The sequence below is a fragment of the Algoriphagus sp. oki45 genome (assembly GCF_036245605.1).
Taxonomy (GTDB): Bacteria; Bacteroidota; Bacteroidia; order Cytophagales; family Cyclobacteriaceae; genus Algoriphagus.
Genome location: NZ_BTPC01000002.1, coordinates 611,791 through 631,898, shown reverse-complemented (window position 1 = coordinate 631,898; position 20,108 = coordinate 611,791). Strand labels below are relative to the sequence as shown.

Annotated in this window: 20 protein-coding genes; 13 read left to right on the top strand and 7 right to left on the bottom strand. The window is 43.6% G+C overall.

Features of this window, described 5'->3' with window-relative positions; all coding sequences use genetic code 11:
* Nucleotides 1-54 precede the first annotated feature (54 nt).
* The 3 genes from AAA942_RS12205 to AAA942_RS12195 all read left to right on the top strand — a co-directional run bounded on the left by AAA942_RS12205 (nucleotide 55) and on the right by AAA942_RS12195 (nucleotide 4,147).
* Nucleotides 55-2,931: a TonB-dependent receptor gene (locus AAA942_RS12205; RefSeq protein ID WP_338220552.1), complete on the top strand. Its 2,877-nt coding sequence runs from the start codon at nucleotides 55-57 to the stop codon at nucleotides 2,929-2,931.
* Nucleotides 2,932-3,071: 140 nt separating this feature from the next.
* Nucleotides 3,072-3,695: a hypothetical protein gene (locus AAA942_RS12200; RefSeq protein ID WP_338220551.1), complete on the top strand. Its 624-nt coding sequence runs from the start codon at nucleotides 3,072-3,074 to the stop codon at nucleotides 3,693-3,695.
* 11 nt (nucleotides 3,696-3,706) lie between these two features.
* Complete coding sequence (locus tag AAA942_RS12195; protein WP_338220550.1) at nucleotides 3,707-4,147, top strand: DinB family protein; 441 nt, start codon at nucleotides 3,707-3,709, stop codon at nucleotides 4,145-4,147.
* Nucleotides 4,148-4,150: 3 nt separating this feature from the next.
* Here the strand turns inward: AAA942_RS12195 and AAA942_RS12190 are convergent, their stop codons facing one another.
* The gene (locus tag AAA942_RS12190) at nucleotides 4,151-4,639 is read right to left on the bottom strand and encodes a cupin domain-containing protein (protein ID WP_338220549.1); all 489 of its coding nucleotides are present in this window, start codon (nucleotides 4,637-4,639) and stop codon (nucleotides 4,151-4,153) included.
* Nucleotides 4,636-5,730: a non-hydrolyzing UDP-N-acetylglucosamine 2-epimerase gene (gene wecB / locus AAA942_RS12185; RefSeq protein ID WP_338220548.1), complete on the bottom strand. Its 1,095-nt coding sequence runs from the start codon at nucleotides 5,728-5,730 to the stop codon at nucleotides 4,636-4,638. Before wecB ends, AAA942_RS12190 begins: the two co-directional genes overlap by 4 nt.
* A gap of 134 nt (nucleotides 5,731-5,864) precedes the next feature.
* On the opposite strand from wecB, the gene AAA942_RS12180 reads away from it, so the two are divergent.
* The 4 genes from AAA942_RS12180 to AAA942_RS12165 all read left to right on the top strand — a co-directional run bounded on the left by AAA942_RS12180 (nucleotide 5,865) and on the right by AAA942_RS12165 (nucleotide 9,340).
* Nucleotides 5,865-6,533, top strand: coding sequence for a hypothetical protein (locus AAA942_RS12180; protein WP_338220547.1), 669 nt, complete (start codon nucleotides 5,865-5,867; stop codon nucleotides 6,531-6,533).
* Entirely contained in the window at nucleotides 6,533-8,236 is a 1,704-nt protein-coding gene (locus tag AAA942_RS12175; RefSeq protein ID WP_338220546.1) for a capsule assembly Wzi family protein, read from the top strand. The genes AAA942_RS12180 and AAA942_RS12175 overlap by 1 nt, the downstream gene beginning before the upstream one ends.
* Nucleotides 8,237-8,254: 18 nt before the next feature.
* Entirely contained in the window at nucleotides 8,255-8,770 is a 516-nt protein-coding gene (locus AAA942_RS12170; RefSeq protein WP_338220545.1) for an FKBP-type peptidyl-prolyl cis-trans isomerase, read from the top strand.
* A 117-nt stretch (nucleotides 8,771-8,887) separates the two neighbouring features.
* The gene (locus AAA942_RS12165; protein ID WP_338220544.1) at nucleotides 8,888-9,340 is read left to right on the top strand and encodes a DUF6252 family protein; all 453 of its coding nucleotides are present in this window, start codon (nucleotides 8,888-8,890) and stop codon (nucleotides 9,338-9,340) included.
* Nucleotides 9,341-9,427: 87 nt separating this feature from the next.
* Here AAA942_RS12165 and AAA942_RS12160 read toward each other — a convergent pair whose 3' ends face one another.
* Together AAA942_RS12160 and rlmH are read right to left on the bottom strand one after the other, a co-directional pair.
* Nucleotides 9,428-10,258: a hypothetical protein gene (locus AAA942_RS12160; protein WP_338220543.1), complete on the bottom strand. Its 831-nt coding sequence runs from the start codon at nucleotides 10,256-10,258 to the stop codon at nucleotides 9,428-9,430.
* 100 nt (nucleotides 10,259-10,358) lie between these two features.
* The gene (gene rlmH, locus AAA942_RS12155) at nucleotides 10,359-10,832 is read right to left on the bottom strand and encodes a 23S rRNA (pseudouridine(1915)-N(3))-methyltransferase RlmH (RefSeq protein ID WP_338220542.1); all 474 of its coding nucleotides are present in this window, start codon (nucleotides 10,830-10,832) and stop codon (nucleotides 10,359-10,361) included.
* Between the two features lie 177 nt (nucleotides 10,833-11,009).
* Between rlmH and AAA942_RS12150 the strand changes: the two genes are divergently transcribed.
* Nucleotides 11,010-11,510 carry a fasciclin domain-containing protein gene (locus tag AAA942_RS12150; protein WP_338220541.1) on the top strand — a complete coding sequence of 167 codons (501 nt, stop codon included), beginning with the start codon at nucleotides 11,010-11,012 and terminating at the stop codon, nucleotides 11,508-11,510.
* Nucleotides 11,511-11,560: 50 nt separating this feature from the next.
* Here AAA942_RS12150 and AAA942_RS12145 read toward each other — a convergent pair whose 3' ends face one another.
* Nucleotides 11,561-12,034 carry a YcxB family protein gene (locus AAA942_RS12145; protein WP_338220540.1) on the bottom strand — a complete coding sequence of 158 codons (474 nt, stop codon included), beginning with the start codon at nucleotides 12,032-12,034 and terminating at the stop codon, nucleotides 11,561-11,563.
* 148 nt (nucleotides 12,035-12,182) lie between these two features.
* Here AAA942_RS12145 and AAA942_RS12140 point away from each other — a divergent pair, with 148 nt between their 5' ends.
* Nucleotides 12,183-12,413 (top strand): hypothetical protein, encoded by a 231-nt coding sequence (locus AAA942_RS12140; protein WP_338220538.1) that lies wholly within the window; start codon nucleotides 12,183-12,185, stop codon nucleotides 12,411-12,413.
* Here AAA942_RS12140 and AAA942_RS12135 read toward each other — a convergent pair.
* Complete coding sequence (locus AAA942_RS12135; RefSeq protein WP_338220537.1) at nucleotides 12,410-12,823, bottom strand: Fur family transcriptional regulator; 414 nt, start codon at nucleotides 12,821-12,823, stop codon at nucleotides 12,410-12,412. The two genes, AAA942_RS12140 and AAA942_RS12135, sit on opposite strands and share 4 nt — an antisense overlap.
* A gap of 394 nt (nucleotides 12,824-13,217) precedes the next feature.
* Nucleotides 13,218-15,707: a zinc-dependent metalloprotease gene (locus tag AAA942_RS12130; RefSeq protein WP_445083345.1), complete on the bottom strand. Its 2,490-nt coding sequence runs from the start codon at nucleotides 15,705-15,707 to the stop codon at nucleotides 13,218-13,220.
* A 163-nt stretch (nucleotides 15,708-15,870) separates the two neighbouring features.
* On the opposite strand from AAA942_RS12130, the gene AAA942_RS12125 reads away from it, so the two are divergent.
* The 4 genes from AAA942_RS12125 to AAA942_RS12110 all read left to right on the top strand — a co-directional run bounded on the left by AAA942_RS12125 (nucleotide 15,871) and on the right by AAA942_RS12110 (nucleotide 20,098).
* Nucleotides 15,871-16,986 carry an NAD(P)/FAD-dependent oxidoreductase gene (locus AAA942_RS12125; protein ID WP_338220535.1) on the top strand — a complete coding sequence of 372 codons (1,116 nt, stop codon included), beginning with the start codon at nucleotides 15,871-15,873 and terminating at the stop codon, nucleotides 16,984-16,986.
* A 335-nt stretch (nucleotides 16,987-17,321) separates the two neighbouring features.
* Entirely contained in the window at nucleotides 17,322-18,494 is a 1,173-nt protein-coding gene (locus AAA942_RS12120; protein WP_338220534.1) for a tyrosine-type recombinase/integrase, read from the top strand.
* A 157-nt stretch (nucleotides 18,495-18,651) separates the two neighbouring features.
* Complete coding sequence (lnu(I), locus tag AAA942_RS12115; protein ID WP_135071929.1) at nucleotides 18,652-19,422, top strand: lincosamide nucleotidyltransferase Lnu(I); 771 nt, start codon at nucleotides 18,652-18,654, stop codon at nucleotides 19,420-19,422.
* Nucleotides 19,423-19,585: 163 nt separating this feature from the next.
* The gene (locus tag AAA942_RS12110; protein WP_338220533.1) at nucleotides 19,586-20,098 is read left to right on the top strand and encodes a hypothetical protein; all 513 of its coding nucleotides are present in this window, start codon (nucleotides 19,586-19,588) and stop codon (nucleotides 20,096-20,098) included.
* Nucleotides 20,099-20,108 lie beyond the last annotated feature (10 nt).

The window sequence follows — 20,108 nt, the reverse complement described above, 5'->3', positions numbered from 1 at the left end:
CCTTTCCTTCTGTTTAAAAATTGAATTTGCTGTAACAAACTATCTAAAAAGTTCATGAAACGAACACTATCTATTTTGGCATTCCTTCTGATGATCGGAATGTCAGGATTTACCCAAGCACAAAATGGTACTTTAAGAGGTGCTATTTATGATGAAAAAACCGGAGAGCCTCTTTTTGGAGTATCCGTTTTAGTAAAAGAAACTTCAACCGGTGCAGTGACCGATTTCGATGGGAAATTTGAAATTCAAGTGGCGCCTGGTTCTTACACCCTTCAGATTTCTTACATCTCCTATTCTACTGTAGAGCTGACTCAAGTGGAAATCACTTCCGGTCAGGTAACTGTATTGAATGATATCTTGATGAAAGAGGAAGCTGAAGAATTAGAAACCGTAACGATTTCGGCATCTGCAATTCGAACTACCGAATCAGCCTTGATGTCGGTCAAAAGAAATGCTCCCAACGTATTGGATGGGATTTCTGCCAGCACGTTCCGTCAGATCGGCGATGGAGATGCTGCTTCGGCTGTGAAGCGGGTAACTGGTGTCTCCATCGAAGGTGGAAAATACGTTTACGTGAGAGGCTTGGGTGACCGCTATACCAAGACTGTACTTAATGGTGTAGATGTCCCGGGTTTGGACCCAGACAGAAATGCACTTCAGATTGACATCTTCCCTACTAATGTCATTGACAATATACTGGTAGCCAAATCATTTACGGCTGATCTTCCTGCTGATTTTACAGGAGGTGTAGTGGATATCGAAACCAAGGATTTCCCTGAAGAAAAAGAAATGCGACTCAGCATCTCCGGAGGTATCAATCCATCTATGCACTTCAATTCCAACTACCTTAAATACGATGGTGGGTCAACCGATTGGTTGGGATTTGACGATGGTACCAGAGCTATACCTACCGGCGGCAGAACAGATATTCCTCAGTATGCACAAGTGGTAGGAAATCCAAATGGTCCACTTGGCCAAGAGTACCAATCCATCCTTAGAGGATTCAACAAGACTCTTGGTGGATATAGAAACTCCAGCCTGATGGATTTTGGATTGGGTTTTTCATTGGGAAATCAAATCGCAAAAGGCAGAAACACTTGGGGGTATAACTTTGCTTTTACCTACAAGAACGAAACAGAATTTTACCAAAATGCTGAATTCAACCTTTTTGCAAAGCCAGCAAATTCTTCTGAGACTGAGTTAGAGGCTTTGGAAAGACAAAGAGGCGATTATGGAGTAAATAGTGTCCTCCTCGGTGGAATAGCAGGAATTGCCTTGAAAACTCAATCCTCAAAGTTTAAACTCAACTTCTTGCATCTTCAAAATGGAGAATCCAAAGCAGGTCAGTTTTCATTTTTGAACACCAACCTTGGAGCAAATTTCGAGGCCAATCAATACAACTTGGAATATAGCGAGCGTGGTTTGAGCAGCATATTGCTTTCCGGAACCCACTTTCTCAATGGAAGAGCTTGGGAAATCAACTGGAAGCTCGCCCCTACACGGTCTACAATGGACGATCCGGATATCCGATTTACCCGATTCAGACTACCAAACAATACAGTGGGTACTGAGGCAGGACTTCCTGCTCGAATCTGGAGATCATTGGATGAAATCAACTTAGTGGGTAAGGTCGACCTTGCTCGTCAGATCAGCCTATTCCAAAGAGAAGGTAAACTTAAATTCGGTGGTGCTTATGTATTCAAGGAAAGGGATTTCTTGATTCAAAGTTTTCAATTTCCTACAGGAAGTGCACGATTTGATGGAGATCCCAATACCATCCTAAATGATGAAAACTTATTCCAGCAAGGAAATATCAATGGGGTACGATATGATCCAGATTTCATTCCAAACAACCCCAATGCCTTCAATTCCAGCATTAGCAACATTGCAGGTTTTGTATCAACAGAGGTAAACCCTGCAGATAAGTTAAAAGCAGTAGTCGGAGTCAGAGTAGAGAAGTACAATCAATTCTACACCGGAACCAACAATACAGGAACGATCGCTTTAGACAATGAAGAAGTATTGGATGACTTGGATTTCTTCCCTACGGTCAATTTGATCTTCAACATCAAGGAAAACCAGAATCTGAGACTTTCCGGAACGAGAACTATCGCAAGACCTTCTTTCAAGGAATTGTCTTATGCTGAAATTCTTGACCCTATTACCGGTAGAACTTTCGTTGGGGGTCTTTTCCCAGAAACAACCAACGGAGGCACCGAAGTCCTTTGGGATGGTAATCTGACGCCTACCCGAATCAACAACTTGGATCTTCGATGGGAACTGTTCCAGGAAAGAGGCCAAATGTTCTCTCTGAGTGGATTTTATAAGTCCTTCGACAAGCCTATTGAAATGGTTCAGTTCCTTTCTGACCCGGGAGCTTTCCAGCCAAGAAACGTAGGGCAAGGAACAGTTTTGGGAGTAGAGCTGGAATTCAGAAAAGCATTGACTTTTATCTCTCCTTCCTTACAAAACTTCCAGTGGAATGCCAACCTGACATTTACTGAGTCAAGCATCCAAATGTCTGAAACTGAGCTTAGATCAAGACGATTGACCGCACGGGAAGGACAAGTAATCGAAGATACACGCGAAATGGCAGGTCAAGCTCCATATATCATCAACACAGGAATTTCTTACAACAAGTTTGAAAGAGGTCTTGAGTTGGGCTTATTCTACAATGTACAAGGTCCTACTTTAAACCTGATCGGATTTGGTAACAGAACGGATACCTTCACTGTGCCTTTCCACTCTTTGAATTTCAACTTGAACAAAACCTTTGGTGCTGATGAGCGTATCCGAGCTAACTTTGGTGTAGACAACATTCTCAACTCCAAAAGACAAATCGTATTCAGCTCCTATCAAGCACAGGACCAGTTTTTCACCAATTTAGCTCCGGGAACGGAGATCAAATTTGGAGTATCCTTTGCCTTTTAATACCACAATGACCTAAAACTGGAAAAGCCTGCTGGACTCAGCAGGCTTTTTTCGTATCAATGCAGGGATCAAAATAACCCATACATTTTGGGCCATTTTCTACTGAATTACTCATCAATTTTTCTCAACTTCCTTTTCAAATGAACATCCTACAAATACCCAGAACAGACTATCCCAAATACAGGCAAAACCAAGCACTGAAAAAGTACCTTTTCCTATTGCTGCTTTTGAATATTGCCTTTGCTGGGTCAGCACAAGAATTCTCCTCTTCCGAAGCTTTTTGGAAGAACCTTTCTGCTCATTGTGGCAAAGCCTACGAAGGAAAATTAATCTCGCCGGAAAGTGATTCACGATTCAATGGAAAGTTGATCATGCATGTCAGAAGCTGTGAAGAGGGAAAAATCCGGATTCCTTTTTTTGTTGGGGAAGATCGCTCCCGTACTTGGGTTTTGACTCAAGAGGGTAATGGATTGATTCAACTCAAGCATGATCATCGCCATGAAGACGGGTCGGAGGATCGGGTCACTCAATATGGAGGCAAAGCAAGCAATACCGGTTCGGCTACCACACAGTTTTTCCCGGCTGACCAGTTTACTGCCAATCTACTCCCTGCCGCAGTAGGCAATGTCTGGTGGATTACTTTGGACGACACTTCATTTACCTACAACTTGAGAAGGTTAGGATCGGAAACCCTATTTACGGTAAGGTTTGACTTAACAGAACCCGTAGAACCGCCGGCTGCCCCTTGGGGCTGGACCGACTAAATCGAAACGCTATGAACAAGTCTTTGATTGCCCTTTGGAAAGAAGGCAGAACACGATTTACCAAGCTTCTTGATGCCACTCAGGAGTCTGATCTTTCCAAGCACAATGGAGAAAGCCCCAATTCTGCCGGATTTTTGATCCGTCATATTGCAGAAGTAGAGCTGCTTTTTGCAAAAAATGTATTTGGACTATCCGAGGTGAAAATTGTAGCCAAAACCCTGATTGCCGGAAAGGATACGGGTGAATGGAATAATCTAGCCGAACTAAAAGAAATTTCAGGCTATGCAGCTGAAATGTTCGAAAAAGCAATTTCTCTTCAGGAGGATTGGGATGAGGTGGTTGAAACCAAAGAGTTTGGCCGGAAAACAAAGGCAGAAGCACTGGGAAGAATCACCACCCATACTGCTTACCATGCAGGTCAGTTGGCATTGATTCTCAAATACGGGAACTGATCGTTAGGTGAGCTTTTTAATGATTTCCTCTGCATCCGGAAACAATGGAGCCAAGTCATCAGCAGAGAACAATTCAAAATCACGAAAATCAAATCCGGGAGCTACCACGCAGGAGACTAATGCGTAACTATCCGAATCATCCACCGTGCTGCCGAAAATAGTCTTAGCAGGCACCAAGTGCTGAGGTCTGCACCCTTCCGAATTCACAGGCCCAAGTTTAAGCTTTTCATGCCCTTTCTCTGTCAGTAAATGAACGGTCAGAGGACTTCCTTCATGCCAAAACCAAAGCTCATCACTTTGGATTCGGTGAAAATGGGAAACATCTTCAGACCTCAGAAGGAAGTAAATGGAAGTAATAAGGCTTCTTTCCCCTCCTGATTTTAGGATAGATTGAGGGGATCGGTAGGTTTCGGCATAAAAGCCCCCTTCCGGATGTGCTTTCATGTCCAAGAGGTGAACCAGTTCAGCAATCCGCTTATCTACGGAACTCATGCGTATTGGGATTCAAGAATATCAACAATCCTTTCGGCTGTTTTTCCATCCCATAGTGGAATTCCTTGGTATTGCTTCCACTCTCCTGCCATGATTTTATCCAGATAGGGCTTCAGTTTCTTCGGGTCGGTACCCACGAGTTCATTGGTGCCAAGATGGATGGTTTCGGCCCGTTCGGTATTGTCCCGCAAAGTCACACAGGGGACATTCATCACGGAGGTCTCTTCAGTCACTCCTCCTGAGTCTGTGATTACCCCTTTGGCATTTTTTACCAGATAATTGAACTCCAAATAACCCAAAGGCTCCACCAAATGAAGATTTGGGGCGTTAATGCCCAAATTTTGGAGATTTTTCGCCGTGCGGGGATGAACCGGGAAAACGATCGGAAGACCACCTGTACCCGCCAGAATCGCATCGATCATGGCTTTGAGTGAATTTTCCTGATCTACATTGGCCGGTCGATGCATGGTCATCACGAAGTAGTTTTTGGGCTCAAGGTGATCAAAAATCTCTCCTTCCGGCTTTTTAAATCGGGGCATTTGGGCCTTCAGCGTATCGATCATCGTATTGCCTACGAAATGAATCTTTTCCTCAGGAACTCCGGCCTTTCTCAGGTTGGTATTGGCAATCTCAGAGGTAGTAAAAAAGTGATCGGTAATCGAATCAGTCACCATTCGGTTGATTTCCTCCGGCATGCTGAGATCTCCGGACCTAATTCCTCCTTCCACATGAGCCACATCGACTTGGAGTTTTTTGGCTGCAATGGAACAGGCCAAGGTACTGGTCACATCCCCCACTACTATCACCAAGTCCGGGCGATTTTCCATCAATTCTTTTTCAAAGGCGATCATGATGGCCGCTGTCTGTTCAGCTTGGGTACCTCCACCCCCGCCTAAGTTCGCATTAGGCTCCGGGATGTTCAATTGCTCAAAAAAGTCCCCGGACATTTTTTTATCGTAATGTTGCCCGGTGTGTACCAGTCTAAAGTGTAAATCTTTGCCTTCAGCCTGTTTTTTTTGAAATGCATGAATAATCGGTGCGATTTTCATAAAATTTGGTCTTGCACCTGCGACCACGGTAAAAATTGCCATGGATAAGAAAGATAAGTTTTCGACAAAAATAAGTAATCCTGCTTTTAGAAAGGCAATCTATCCGATCTTTGACCGGGGTTTGGTCGGTTTTTTGTTTATTTGCTCTGAAATTATTTTTGAGTAAAAATCAATCCATGAGAATAGTTGATTGGCTAAAGCGCGGAAGTGCGGGGCTGGCTTTTGGGATAGCTTTGGTATGCGGATCCTGCGTTGAAACCGTTGAAAATCAGATTACCGTTTATTCCAATGATTTTTCGGATTTGAATTTGGCGGGATTTGAAAATGGCAAACTATTTATTTGGAGAAATGACACGATTGCCGGTATCTATCACAATGAACAGGTAGCGGTGAATCTGCAGGATCTTCCTGCTCATAATTTCATCAAAGTCACGGTAGAAATCCTGATTCATGATAGCTGGGATGGGAATCCGGACGATGGCATTTCCGGTCCAGACTATTGGTATCTGGGTTTGGATGGTGCAGAGACTTTTCGGACTACCTTCTCCAATTCGCCCTGCGAATCAACCTTTTGCCTGTACCAGTCTTATCCAAACACCTTTTTCAGACAAAACAGACCTAAAACTGGGGCTATTCAGACCAACCTACCCGGTCTTTGCATTTTTGGTGCTTTTGCAAACTATACGACCAGATACCGAATTGAGGAGCTGATTGAGCATAGCAACCCATCCGTGAGAGTCTTCATGGGTGCAGAATTGAAGCAGGTGAATTCTCCGGACCCTATTTGCGATGAGTCTTGGTCGATTTCAAATATTATGGTAGAAGCCATCCAAACGAACAGATGATGAGTAGAAGGCTGAGTGGACATAAATTAGGATGGATAATCCTTGCATTTCTGGGAATCTGCTGGACTGCCAAAGCACAGACCATCCCTGTAGGCACACCTGTTTTGGATGATTACCTGAGAAGATTGCAGCTGATGGGGGAAGTAGATTCCACTTCTTCTTTTATAATCCGACCGATTTACCCAGCCGACGCAATGGGAATTGCACATGGCTTTGACTTAGACAGCTCGGTGGTGGACTTGGACAACTCCTATTTTCATTGGAGATTCGGAAAAGAAGGCAAAGGCAAGTTTATTACCCTTCCGGGGACCTACAGGATGCAATTCAATTCTGAGTATGCTTTTGGGGTGAACGATGGGGCCATGATTCCCAATCGGGGACTTCAGCAAGTGATCAGTCCGGGAGCCTACGTGGAGTACGGTAAATTTTCCCTGCAATTTCAGCCTGAAATCCTTTTGGCTCAAAACAAAGACTACTTGGGATTTCCCATCGAGCATCAGGCTACGATTCTATTCTATTATGAATACATGAACCGAATCGATATGCCTGAGCGATTCGGTGAAGAGGCATTTAATCGGTTCTATTTGGGACAGTCTAGCCTTCGGTTTAATCACAAGGAATATTCCATCGGGATCTCCTCAGAGAATCTGTGGTGGGGACCCGGAAGGAGAAATTCCCTTTTGCTAGGCAACAATGCCCCGGGATTCCTGCATTTCACTTTGAATACAAGAAAACCCGTTCAGACCATTCTCGGAGGGTTTGAAGGTCAATTGATCTCTGGATTTCTGAAGAGCACCGACTTCTTGCCTCCTTGGCCGGACTATACCATTCAGCAAAACCCCGTGTACATACCCAAGCGTGAGGATGGAAACCGCTACCTATCCGGTTTGATTTTTACCTATCAGCCTAAGTGGGTCCCCGGCCTATTCTTAGGATATGGAACTGTCAATCATCTCTACCGGAGTGATGTAAGCAGCTTGGGAGATGCTTTACCTATTTTCAACGGTAGAAAAAAAGCCCAAAATGTGTACGATCCAATTCAGGAGAAAAGACAACAATTCAGCTCTGGATTTTTCCGTTGGCTCAGTCCTGAGGGGAGATTTGAATTTTATGGGGAATATGGCACCCGGGACAATGACAGAAGGCTAAACGACTTTCTCACCACTCCGGAGTCGGGAAGGGCCTTCACTTTCGGATTTGCTCATTTGGTCGGACTCAAAAATCCCAAACGATTTCTTGAACTGAGCTCCGAAATGACCCTGTCCGGACAGACGATCCGAGAAGACATTCGCCAACTCCGAACTTGGTACATTCATGACCATGTCAGACACGGATATACGCATCAGGGGCAGGTCTTAGGCATTGGCAACGGTCCGGCAAGCAATCAACTTTTCTTTGGTGTGGCTTGGGTAGAGGGCTTAAGAAAGATCGGGCTACAATTTGAACGAATTGAATACAACAATGACTTCTACTACTACCGATATGAAGCTTCCAAGGACTTCCGTAACAAGTACGTGGATCTGGTATTCTCCTTGACTCCGGAGTGGAAATTTGGCAATTTCCTGTTGGCAGGTAAATTCCAATATGTCAATACGCTCAACTACAAGTGGTTTTTGGAGAATGATCCCAATCAGTACTTTGTGCCCGGATATGACCGAAAGAACTTTGTCGGTCAGATCGGACTCACCTATTTATTTCAATAATCTCAGCCCATTTACCCTATGAAAGCAGAAAAAGACAAAGTCGTAGCTGTATCCTATACCCTAAAAGTGGATGACGGAGAGTCCGGGCAGGAGCTTTTTGAGACGGTATCTGAAGAAAATCCCTTCTATTTTCTATTTGGCTACCAAAATGTACTTCCCAAGTTTGAAGAAGCGATTTCCGGAAAAGAGGCTGGAGATACTTTTTCCGTTTTTATAGACTTCGAAAACGGATACGGAGATTACGATGAAGATAAAAAAGTCATCATTCCCAAGGCCAATTTCAAAGAAGAGGGAAAAAAGAATAAGGATCTTCTCCGAGTGGGAAAGGTCATTCCTATGCAGGACGATAAAGGAAATCAGATGCGTGGGGAAATCACCAAAGTGGACTATCGAGGAGTTCACATGGATTTTAATCCTCCCTTGGCAGGATTTGACCTCTATTTTGAGGGAAAGGTGATGCTAGTACGGGATGCAGAACCGGTAGAAATCGAGCATGGGCATGCGCATGGCCCCGATGGCCATCATCATCACTGATTATTTTCCAACTATTTCAAAAATGCCCTAGAATCTAGGGCATTTGCCTTATGGACTGGAAGTAAAGGGTCCGGTAATTTTGGTAAGAAATCTTTTACTACCAAACCTTTTACTGAAATGAAAACAATCGAAATTTTAAGAAAATTAGCCCTTTTGGCTTTTGTATTGGCTTTTATGGCTTGCTCCAGCGATGATGAAGTCCCTCAAGGTGCACTGAATGTGGAAATGACTATCGATGGAGTAGCCTGGAAGGGTGCTGGAAACAGCAGAATTGAAAACGTGGCGGGATTCACTGCTTTTGCAATCGGCGCAGGTGCTACAGATCGATCCAGTTTGGCTTTGACGATGACCGAAGAGCGGACGGGCAACTTCAACCTGGCAGGAAATGCAGTTTGGATTACGTCTGATCAAGTGGTTCACAATGCTATTTCAGGCACCTTGACAATTACTAAGTTGGAAAACAACAAGGTGTCCGGTACATTCTCCTTCAAGGCGAGACCCGCACTGGGAGGTGGCACAGAGGTAAATATTACCAATGGCAGCTTTACGGATGTCAACATTATGAGGTAATCCCCTCAGAAAAATAGATTTTTTCAGACTTACTCAATTGGGGTGATTGAGCAAAAGCAGGCCTCCTGAGAATTCAGGAGGCCATTTTTATTTTCTCAGATCGTAGCCGTAGGACTTGTAAGCTAAGTCAATACTTAGATCCCGAAGTCCGTCAATCCGATCTGAGGGGTACAGCAAATACGCCTTGGAAAGCTGATCGACGGCCTTTCCGTAAGCCTGCTTGTTGAAATGCACAATGGCATCGTTGTAGTATTGAAGTCCGGCCAGCTCTCTCAAAGTCACTATTCTAAAAGTAGAGTTGTCGGAATAGTCCACTACAGGCCCTGCAATTGTTTGATTTAAGCTGTATCGCTGAGCGTTTTTTTCAGGCTGATAAGCAATTAGATAATTCTGAACTTCAGAAGGCGCCGTGATCATACCGCCTACAGGCAAGGTACTTTCCAAGACAATTTTTTTCCCATCCAGATTGACCACCAAAAAGACATGATAATCCGTCTCCACAATGTCAAACTCAAAACCGTAGCGCTCCAAAAGCAATCCTAAAGCAGCGGACCCGCTGACACAATCGTATTTACCTTCAGAAAGCATCGCATTGAAGGAGGAATGCTGTTCGTACTTTTTGAGTAGCCGCTGATGGGTTTTTTGAAAAATCTGTCTAAGCAGGGCTAGTTGATCCCCGCTTTTTTGTGCTTTGGAATCCAGTTCTTCCACCAGTTCCACCCAGCTGTCAGAGGAATACTCCGACTTGGCTTGTACCGCTCTGAAAAGTTGGAAAAGATTGGAATCTCCTTCATCCCAAAGGGCTTTTTCAACCTCTGTAGAAAATACCAGCCCCTCACTAGACCCCAACAATTCCTGGGCCTTGCCCTGAAGGACAAGTCCGGAAAGGATCAGCAATGTGAGTAGTAAATTCCTCATCGGGCATGAAGCTAATGTTAATGAATAGGTCCAAATTTAACAATTTGTTAACATTAACAAAACAAATAGGAAAAATGTTGGTCATCAGCTGATTAAGAAATTACTTGTGATGGTAAGGCTCGTTTCTGAGGATGGTCATGCCCCGGTAGAGTTGCTCAATAAAAAACGGCCGGATCATCTGATGGGAAAAAGTCATTTTGGAAAGGGCCATTTTTCCATTTGCACGGGCGTAGACTGCATCTGAAAAGCCATAGGGGCCCCCGATGACGAAGATGAGCTGACGGAGACCTGAGTTCATTTTCTTTTGCAAAAAGTCTGCAAACTCCTCTGAGGTGAAGCTTTTTCCCTTTTCATCGAGAAGAATTACCTCATCCGAAGCTTGGATTTTTTTGAGAATCAGTTCCCCTTCCTTCTCTTTTTGGCTTGCTTCCGAGAGGGACTTGGTATTCTTCAAGTCGGGAATTTGCTCAAAATCAAACCTAACGTAATATCCCAAGCGAGTGGAATAGTCTTTTTCCAAATTCTGTAGGGCTGCCTGGTCGGTCTTTCCTATGGCGATCAGCTTTATTTGCATGGAATAAATATCCGAAAAACTCCAAAAGGACAAGGCATAGCGCCGAAATTCTCCGTCAATCCCCAAAATCTCCCGACTCTACCTTCATTTTTCCATTCGAATTACTTAACAGAGGCTGGAAAAACATTCGTCTTAAACAGCCTGTTCGAATCTCACTAACCAAAAAAATATCTACCCATGAAAAAATTACTTTCCACTCTGATGGTGTTGACCGTAGTGTTGGCATCTTCTTTTACCAACAAAACTACATCTGTACATGAAGTTGATGCGGATATCGTCGACTTGGCGGTTCAGACTGAGTTTCTATCCACTTTGGTAGCAGCTGTGAAGGCTGGCGATTTGGTGGACGTATTGAAGGGAGACGGTCCTTTCACCGTATTTGCTCCTACCAATGATGCTTTTGCAAAACTTCCTGCAGGTACTGTAGAAAACCTGTTGAAGCCTGAAAACAAAGCTCAGCTGGTTGCGGTATTGACCTACCATGTGGTGCCGGGCAAAGTGATGTCTTCTACCTTGAAAGATGGCATGAAAGCCAAAACTGTACAAGGTCAGGAAGTGACGATCTCTTTGAAAGACGGAAAAGCAATGGTCAACAATGCTACCGTGACTGCAGCCGATATCGAGGCTAGCAATGGAGTCGTTCACGTAATCGACACAGTGATCCTTCCATCCATGTAATTGACTAAATGCGAAAAGAGGCCCTTGATTTTACATCGAGGGCCTCTTTTTTATTTGATGAGTTCCTTTCTCTTCAGGATAGTTTCGAGAAACTTCTTCTCATTGTCCGAATTGAAAATGCGAAAAGGCAAGTGAATAAATTGAGCCTTGGAAAGGTAAAGGACAAATGCATCTTTGGTCATTTCTGCCTTTTTGATCATGTTCCACTGTACAGGCATCCCTTCACGGGCATTGATCTTCATGAGAATCTGACGGCTGTCAATTTCATAGCCCATCTTCTGGAAAATCGGTTTGTTCTGCTCCATTTGAGTGACTCCGGTAAACTGAATGGCCCAAAACAAGACATAAAGACCATAAGCAATCAGTGCACCGATAATCCACCAAATGGATGCAATCCAAAAATATCCGCAGCAAATAGCCAAAGCAATTAAAATGACCCACCACTGTTCCTTGAGAACGGATACAAGTCCCATTTTAATGTAAGTGCCGGTTTCGAGTTGGTATTTTTTGGTTTTAATAATCATCAGTCAGGAATTTGAGTCCGCAAATATCCACCTATCTTGGAGATTAAGCAAGCTGACTTCATTCATTATCAGGCAAAACCCAAAAACAAAAAGGCCAAACCATTGACTTAAAAGCAGTATTGATTTATCTTATTAAAAATTTTTAGCCATGAATAGTCTTGTGATCGATCTCTTCTTGTGCGGTGTGGCGTATGTCATCCTGATTTATTTCGTTGCTACCATGACAAAAAATTCCCTGAGGAAGGGAAAAAGCAACAACGATGATGGAGATGGAGGAATAGAGAATTTCACACCACCTAAAATTGACTTGCCTCCGGGAGTCATTTGGCCTTCTGATTCTCCAAAAAAGACAAAAACTCCGGAACCGGTAGATTATTAGTGGCACTTGTCGCAGACACCCTGCACCAATAGACTCATTTCCTTTTTTTCAAATCCCTTGGGCAAATAAACCTCAGGCAGATTGATATCATCCAAGCAAGTCGTCTCTCCACAAACTTCACATTTGAAGTGCACATGCTCGTGACTGTGATCATGCTCATTTTCTCCATGAGCACAAAGGGCATATTTGGTCGCGCCACCATCGTCCAGGACCTTATGAATCAGGTCCTTGTCCAGAAAGGTCTTCAACGTTCTGTAAATCGTCACCCGGTCAAAATTATCCTTCAGCATCTCCTCGAGATCTGCATGGGAAAGGGCAATGTTTTTATCCAAAAATTCCTGAATGATCTCCAGCCTGCAGTCTGTAATTCGCAGCTGATGGCTTTTCAATATTTTTTCGGGACTACTCATGATTCTGATTTGATCTCAAATTAACTCAAAATTTGAAAGCATGAAAAAAAGAGGCTGTCTCATAAATCGTTTCGTTGTCAGCCTGACCCTTCGATTTCGAGACTATCGTCTCTCAAGTGCTCAGGGTGACAGGAGTCGAAGGCCATTTCCAGCTTTTTGGACGACATTTCGACTTTGCTACCAATGACGGATGAATTTAATGATCGGAAAATGCGTCAGTCCGAGCACCTTTCCGACGAGAGTCGGGAAGTACGAGGACCTTTCGACTCCGCTCAAGGTGACATTGATCCTACTCAAAGGTGAATGAACAATTACTACCTTTTTGTAGGTTCGAAGAGAATTTAAAACTCAATGTGACAAACTTCACTTTTGAGATAGCCTCTTTGTTTTTTGATTATTCTCCGGAGTATTCTGCAAGAATTTTATTGATTCGATCTACTGCCTCCTCCAAGTGAAGCTTGCTCATTCGGTCGCTGGTACGTCCGATCGCTCCTCGGATTTGAGTTCTCAAAGTCTTCAGTTCGCCCAAGGCCATTGGACGGATATCCGATTGAGAGGCATTGATCTGAGGACCTGCAAAAGCTCTAAACTGAGCTGGCAAGTTCGGCTCATTTCCAGTCAGGAGAAGCTCCAGTCTTTCGATATGAGCTCTCTGAAGTGCTCTTCTGTGTACATCGATCGCTCTTCCGGCAGAAAGTTCTGTCCAGATTCCTTTTCGAAGGTCATCGAACAGCTCGGTGATTTTGTAGGCTTCGTTGCCGTTGATCGCTTCGTTTTCGATCACCCGACCCAAACGGCCCCACTCCAGGATACCATTCAAGGTACCCACCTGAATGCCACGGATTCTCTCCAAAGCGCCAAAGTCGCCGATTCGGGCTATGATACTCTCATCCATCAGCCAAGAAGGAGTAGCGAAAAGCTGCTTGTTGAGGAAGTCCACGGCAGACTTCTGCATTTCTTTGGAGTTGTGTGTGTAGACGGCTTCATTTTGACCGGAAGACTTGTAAACTTCCATCACACCGCCGACATGCGTGCGAACATGGCCCATGTATCGGTTAAACTGACCAATAACCTGTCCATACATCTCATTCAGGTCTGCATAATCCTTGTAAGGCTTGTCTGCTTCTGCAGTCCATTCGATCAGATTAGGGACAATTCGCTGAAGGTTTTTGATACCATATTCGGAGGCCTTCATGGAGTTGTCACCCAAGTCTTCAGACTGAGTAGTCGGATCGTAGCTATTGCCCTGACGGCCGTAGCGATAGACAGGATCTCCTTTTTTGTCCAAAATCCACTGGTTCAAAGTAGCCAATTCCTCCTCTGGAGTAGAAGCTTCCGGAATCGGTCGGTATCCCCAAGCAATGGCATATTTGTCGTAAGGACCTACGTCTGGCATCAGACTTACGCCCTTGTCCTCAGGCTGCGCAATGTAGTTGAATCGAGCATAGTCCATGATTGATGGAGCAGTACCCATTTCCTTGGTGAAGGCAGCATCTCGAAGTTTTTCCACAGGGTAAGCATGAGAGGAGGCGAAGTTGTGAGGAAGGCCCAAAGTATGTCCTACTTCGTGAGCAGATACAAATCGGATCAATCTACCCATCACCTCATCGTCAAACTTCACGCTTCTGGCATCCGGATTGACGGCAGCAGTCTGGATGAAGAACCAGTTTCTCAATAGGTTCATTACGTTGTGATACCATCCGATATCGGACTCGATGATTTCACCGGAGCGTGGGTCAGAGACGTGAGGTCCGTAGGCATTCTGAATGTCAGAGGCAAAGTACCGGATCACTGAGTAGCGAGCATCTTCAGGACTCCAGGTCGGATCCTCCTCAGGGCTTGGAGCCTCTTTGGCGATAATTGCATTTTTGAAACCCGCGGCTTCGAAGGCTTTTTGCCAATCTTCCACCCCTTGCTTCAGATAAGGAACCCACTTTTTAGGCGTAGCAGGGTCGATGTAGTAAACAATCGGCTTCACTGGCTCCACCAATTCTCCCCGCTTGAATTTCTCCATATCCTCCGGCTTCACTTCCAGTCTCCAACGGTCGAGATAGCGTCTGGAAGAAGCTCTTTGCTCATCAGCTCCATAGTCCACATAGGATCTGGCAAACCAACCCACTCTGCGGTCAGCCAATCGCTGCATCATCGGCTCCTTAGGTAGGAGGATCATGGATGCATTCATTTCCAAAGTGATCAAACCTGTGGCGCTGTTTGATGGAGGCTCAGACGCTGCATAGGTAAGCACATATCTGGACTCGATATTGATCGGATAGGAATTGATATGGGAAATGTAAGATCGGTCTGTATCCAGTCGGGACACCTTATATTGAGTTCTTCTGTTTCTCTGCAAGCCCAAAGCCTGATTGTCTTTGCTGAAGAGGTCAGTCACTTCGATCACCGTACCGGTGGAGTCAGTGCCTTTGGATTTGATGGCAAACTTCTGTAGGATGGGCTCCAGATTGGATGCCTTCACCGCCATGGAGATAGGAAGGGAATCGGCCGCATAGTTGTTAACCGATACCACTTTCAGAAGGACGTCGTCATTGTTTTTCTCCCAGCGAACCATCAGATTGTTGGTGTTTTCTCCACCATATCCAATGCCGTCGGCAGTCTTGGCAATTCTGACGACCATCAGCATGTCTCTTCCCATCAGGGAATCCTGAATCTCATAGAAGTACTTGCCTTCGATTTCGTGGACTTTGAAAAGTCCGTCCTTGGTTTTGGCCTTATTGGTGATGACCTCTTTGTAAGGCTTGGGACCATTGGTATTTCCCCCGTTTTGGGGTCTTGCCGGAGCCGCCGGTGCTGTGGCAGCTGGCTTGGAATCGTCTTTTTTCTTTTTCTTCTGGGCAAAGGTATCCTCCGAACTGATCAGAGCACCCATCACCCCAAAAACAAAAGCCGTTCTCCTCAGTAATTTGGGTAGTGTTTTATTCATGGTTTGATAATTGATTTGTCGAATTAAAGTAACTTCCAATTGGGTAGATTAGAGCCTAGGGAAACTTATTTTTTTATAAGCGGTTGAATCAACAAATTAAAGGCATTCCGTGAAGTACGAATTTGAAATTGCAGTCATAGGAGGAGGTCTGGCAGGCTTGGTTTCATCTTATCTTTTATCCAAAAGCGGACATGAGGTGGTTTTGATCGAGAAAAAGTCCTACCCCTTTCACCGGGTCTGCGGGGAATACCTCTCCAATGAAGCACTGGGCTTTCTGAAGACCCATGGCCTTTTACCGGAGGGAATGGAGCTGCCGCAAATCCAAACTTTTGAATTCAGTGATACTTCGGGTCAGCGGGTGCAGCTTCCACTGGACTTGGGCGGATTCGGGATCAGCCGGTTTGTCCTGGATGATTGGATTTTTCAGCAAGTCCGAAACTTAGGTGCCCAATGCCTTACGGGCATCCAAGTGGAAGATCTTGAGTTTTTGGAGAAGGAAGACCGGTTTAGGCTTGCCCTTTCCAATCATCAGGAGGTATTTGCAAACCAGGTAATCGGCGCCTTCGGCAAAAGAAGCAAGCTGGACAAGAAGCTGGGCAGGTCCTTTATCGAAAAAAGAAGCCCCTATTTGGGTGTCAAATACCATGTCCGGACCGACTATGTGCGGGATGCGGTGGCTTTGCACAACTTCCGTGGGGGATATTGCGGACTCAATGCCATAGAGGAGGGGAAATTCAATCTCTGCTACCTCGGGGATCGGGAGCAGCTGAGGACCTACGGAAGCATTGATGCGATGGAAGAGGAGGTCCTTTGGAAAAACCCCATTCTGAAAAAAGTCTGGACGGAGAGTGAGTTTCTTTTTGATAAACCCGAGGTGATCACCGAAATCAACTTTGAGCCCAAAAAACCGGTGGAAAACCACCTGCTGATGACCGGGGATTCGGCAGGGCTGATCACTCCCCTCTGCGGAAACGGCATGGCCATGGCCATTCATTCGGGAATCCTGGCTGTACAAGCCCTTGAGACCGGCAAATCGAGAAAAGAAATCGAAACTGCCTACGAAAGGCTTTGGAGAGGAGCCTTTGAAAAGCGGCTATGGGTAGGCCGGCAGGTGCAGCGGCTTTTTGGGTCAGGCAGTTCCTCGACTTTTGCCCGGCAGCTTATTCAGCACCTACCTCCAGTGGCCCGAGTGATTATGAAAAACACCCATGGACAGGCTTTTTGATTGAAACCTTATCCTATAGAAAACGGAGTAGAGGCAGGCTTGCTTGCACCTTGCTTATGGAGGAGAAGAATTTTTGCAATGCCAGATAGCAAAATGGGGGAACATACCCTACATAAAAGCAGTCCCACAATTGGAATAAGAAGCTCTAATTAACTGGCGAGAATTGATCCAAATCCCGAGCCGAGCTTACGGTTCACCTGTATATTTTTTAGAAAAGGATAAAATCAACGGGTCTGGATTTAATTACAATTACCCGACAACAAACGCTTACAATCGACAATAATCGTTTGTTGTCGGTTTCAGATTATCGGATGACTTATTTTTCTGCCAAAAAGATGGAAAAGATTGTTTTATATATCCCAAGAGAGAAATCAGGCCGATTTAAGGTGTATATTCCTTACAGCCTTAAATCAGAACGGGAGGCATTCAAAAAGATCAACACCAGCTTTTATCATCCTTCCCAGAAGCTCTGGAGTCTGGTGAATACTCCCCAGAATCTAAATCAAGTGAGGAAGCTATTCGGTGAAAAGCTAATTGAAGAGGATAGGGAGAATCGGGTACAGGCCCAACCGGTTTTTTCCCTTTCTGAGCGAAGCCAGGAAGCATTGGATCTACTTCGGCAAAAGCTTACGCTGAAGGCCTATAGTCCATCTACATTGGGGAATTATTCCACAGCCTTTTCCAAGTTTTTGAGATTCTTTGAGCAAAGGGAGCTGAGCTCAATCACCAAGGAAGAAATAGAAGGTTTTGTTTACCATCAAATCAACAAGTATAAAATCTCTGAATCTGCTCAAAATAGCCTGATCAATGCAATCAAGGCTTACTATGAACATGTGTTGGGAAAACCCCGAGAATACTATGAGATTCAGCGCCCCAAATCTTCGCAGACACTTCCCAATATCTTAAGCAAGGAAGAAATTGCTGGAATAATTCAAGCCACATCCAATCTTAAACATAGAACAATCCTGCTAACCATTTACAGTGCAGGACTTCGGATTAGCGAGGCCGTTCGACTTCGCATTAGGGATATCCACTCAGACGAGGGCTACTTATTTATCAAAGGATCGAAAAATAAAAAGGATCGAAAAACAGTCCTATCGCCGGTGTTGCTGGGGGAATTGAGAAAGTATTACAAGCAATACAAGCCATCCTATTGGTTATTTGAAGGGCAGGAAGGAGGCCAATATTCAGTCAAAAGCATTCAGAATATCTTCAGGGCTGCTGTACAAAAAAGCGGAGCCAATCCTTGGGCTACAGTTCATACACTCAGGCATAGCTTTGCGACTCATTTACTGCAGCACGGGACCAATCTGAGGATGATCCAAGTATTATTGGGGCATTCAAGCAGCAAAACCACTGAAATCTACAGTCATGTAATGGCAGTTTCGAACAAAAATGTGGTGTCACCGCTTGACCAAATCACCGAATTGATTAATTTGACCTCAGAAACAGCCGGCAAATCCACCCCGCACATAACGGATATACACGAAACTGGAAAGGGAAGATAGATTTATACGGATGTTGGCGGTAATTTGAAGAAACAATTAACAACGAAAAACATTCAAGAAAATGAAGCTATAAGTAACTGTAAGATAGAATAAGAATTGAAATATCCTTTAATACGCAAAGTAGAAAGGGCGATTGTTAATATTAAAAAATTAGAAAATGACACAGTTACAAATGATTGACAAAACAAAGTCAATAGCTCAAAATGATAAAAATATTTCTGCCGTATTTATGTACGGGTCATTTACCAAAAATGAAGGGGACAAATATTCAGATATTGAATTCTACATCTTCTTGAAGGATAAAGAAAAATTTTCCGCTGAAAATTGGGTAAGCCAAATTCATCCTTTGGCATTATATTTTACCAACGAGTATGGAAGTGAAGTTGCCATTTTTGAAAATATGATAAGGGGGGAGTTTCATTTTTTGACAAACGACCAAATGGAAGTTATCAAATCGTGGGACGGTTTGGTAGAGTTTAGCGACTTTGACAAGATGATTTTAGTAGATAAAGAAGATTTATTGACTAACACGCTCAAAGAAATAAAAACTAAAGTACCTGATCGAACAACAAATGAAAATATCCTGTGGTTGAGCCAATCATTGTTGAATGTTTTACTTACAACAAGCAACTTAATTAAACGACAGGAATTTGCTCACGCTTACCAAAGCTTATCAAATGTTCAAAAATATTTACTTTGGTTAATAAGAATTGAAACATACCAAACCAAACATTGGGAAAGTCCAACAAAAAGCTTGGAAAAAGACATAGATCCATATTGGTATTCGTTATTTCAGCAGACAACATCAGAATTAGATCCGACAGATATTAAAACAGCTTTCAAGAAGACATTAACATTGACTGAAAAACTTTTTGATAATCTTGGAGTTGAAGCAAAATTAAAGGGGGTATTAAGGAGAATTGAATAAAAAAACTACCGCCAACATTGTATAAGCGTAATGCGGGCGAAGTGGCTAAAATTTGGTATTTTGGCATCTATCAAAGTTCGTGCTAGCGGACAGTGTATTGCTCCGAAAACCCGCACTACGCTTATACTTGACCGTTATAGCCAATTAAAAAAGAAAAAATAAAGTGATTACAAATAACAAAATTTTACTTTCAATAATGATGATTTCGTTTTTAGCGTGCAAAAATGAAAGTGAATTATGGAAAGTTCCAATTGGCTATCAAAATCATGAAATTTCACTTGGAGATAAATATGAAGAAATAAATGGAAAAATAGGGAAATTGAAATTAGATGTAAATTCTGATAATAGCGATGATGTCAAGAATTACTTGAAAATTCCAAACGAAATTAAAATCGAAAATTTGCAAATTAATCCGATTATCTTTTTGAGATTTAACGGAGATGAATTAGTGAGATTTGAAACGGTTTACACGATTGACGAAAAAGTAAAACCGATGAACTTTCAAAAAATAATTGAAAAATTAGGAGAAGGTGAATTATCTGAAATTGATGAACTCGTAAATATGGAAAGAAAGAGTATCGCAAATAATAGAGAGCTATGGCTAAGAAGAATTGATATTGATACAATTTCAGGAGAATATCCAAAAATTAAATACAGAGTTCAAGTAATTCCGTAAGTCTTATAAA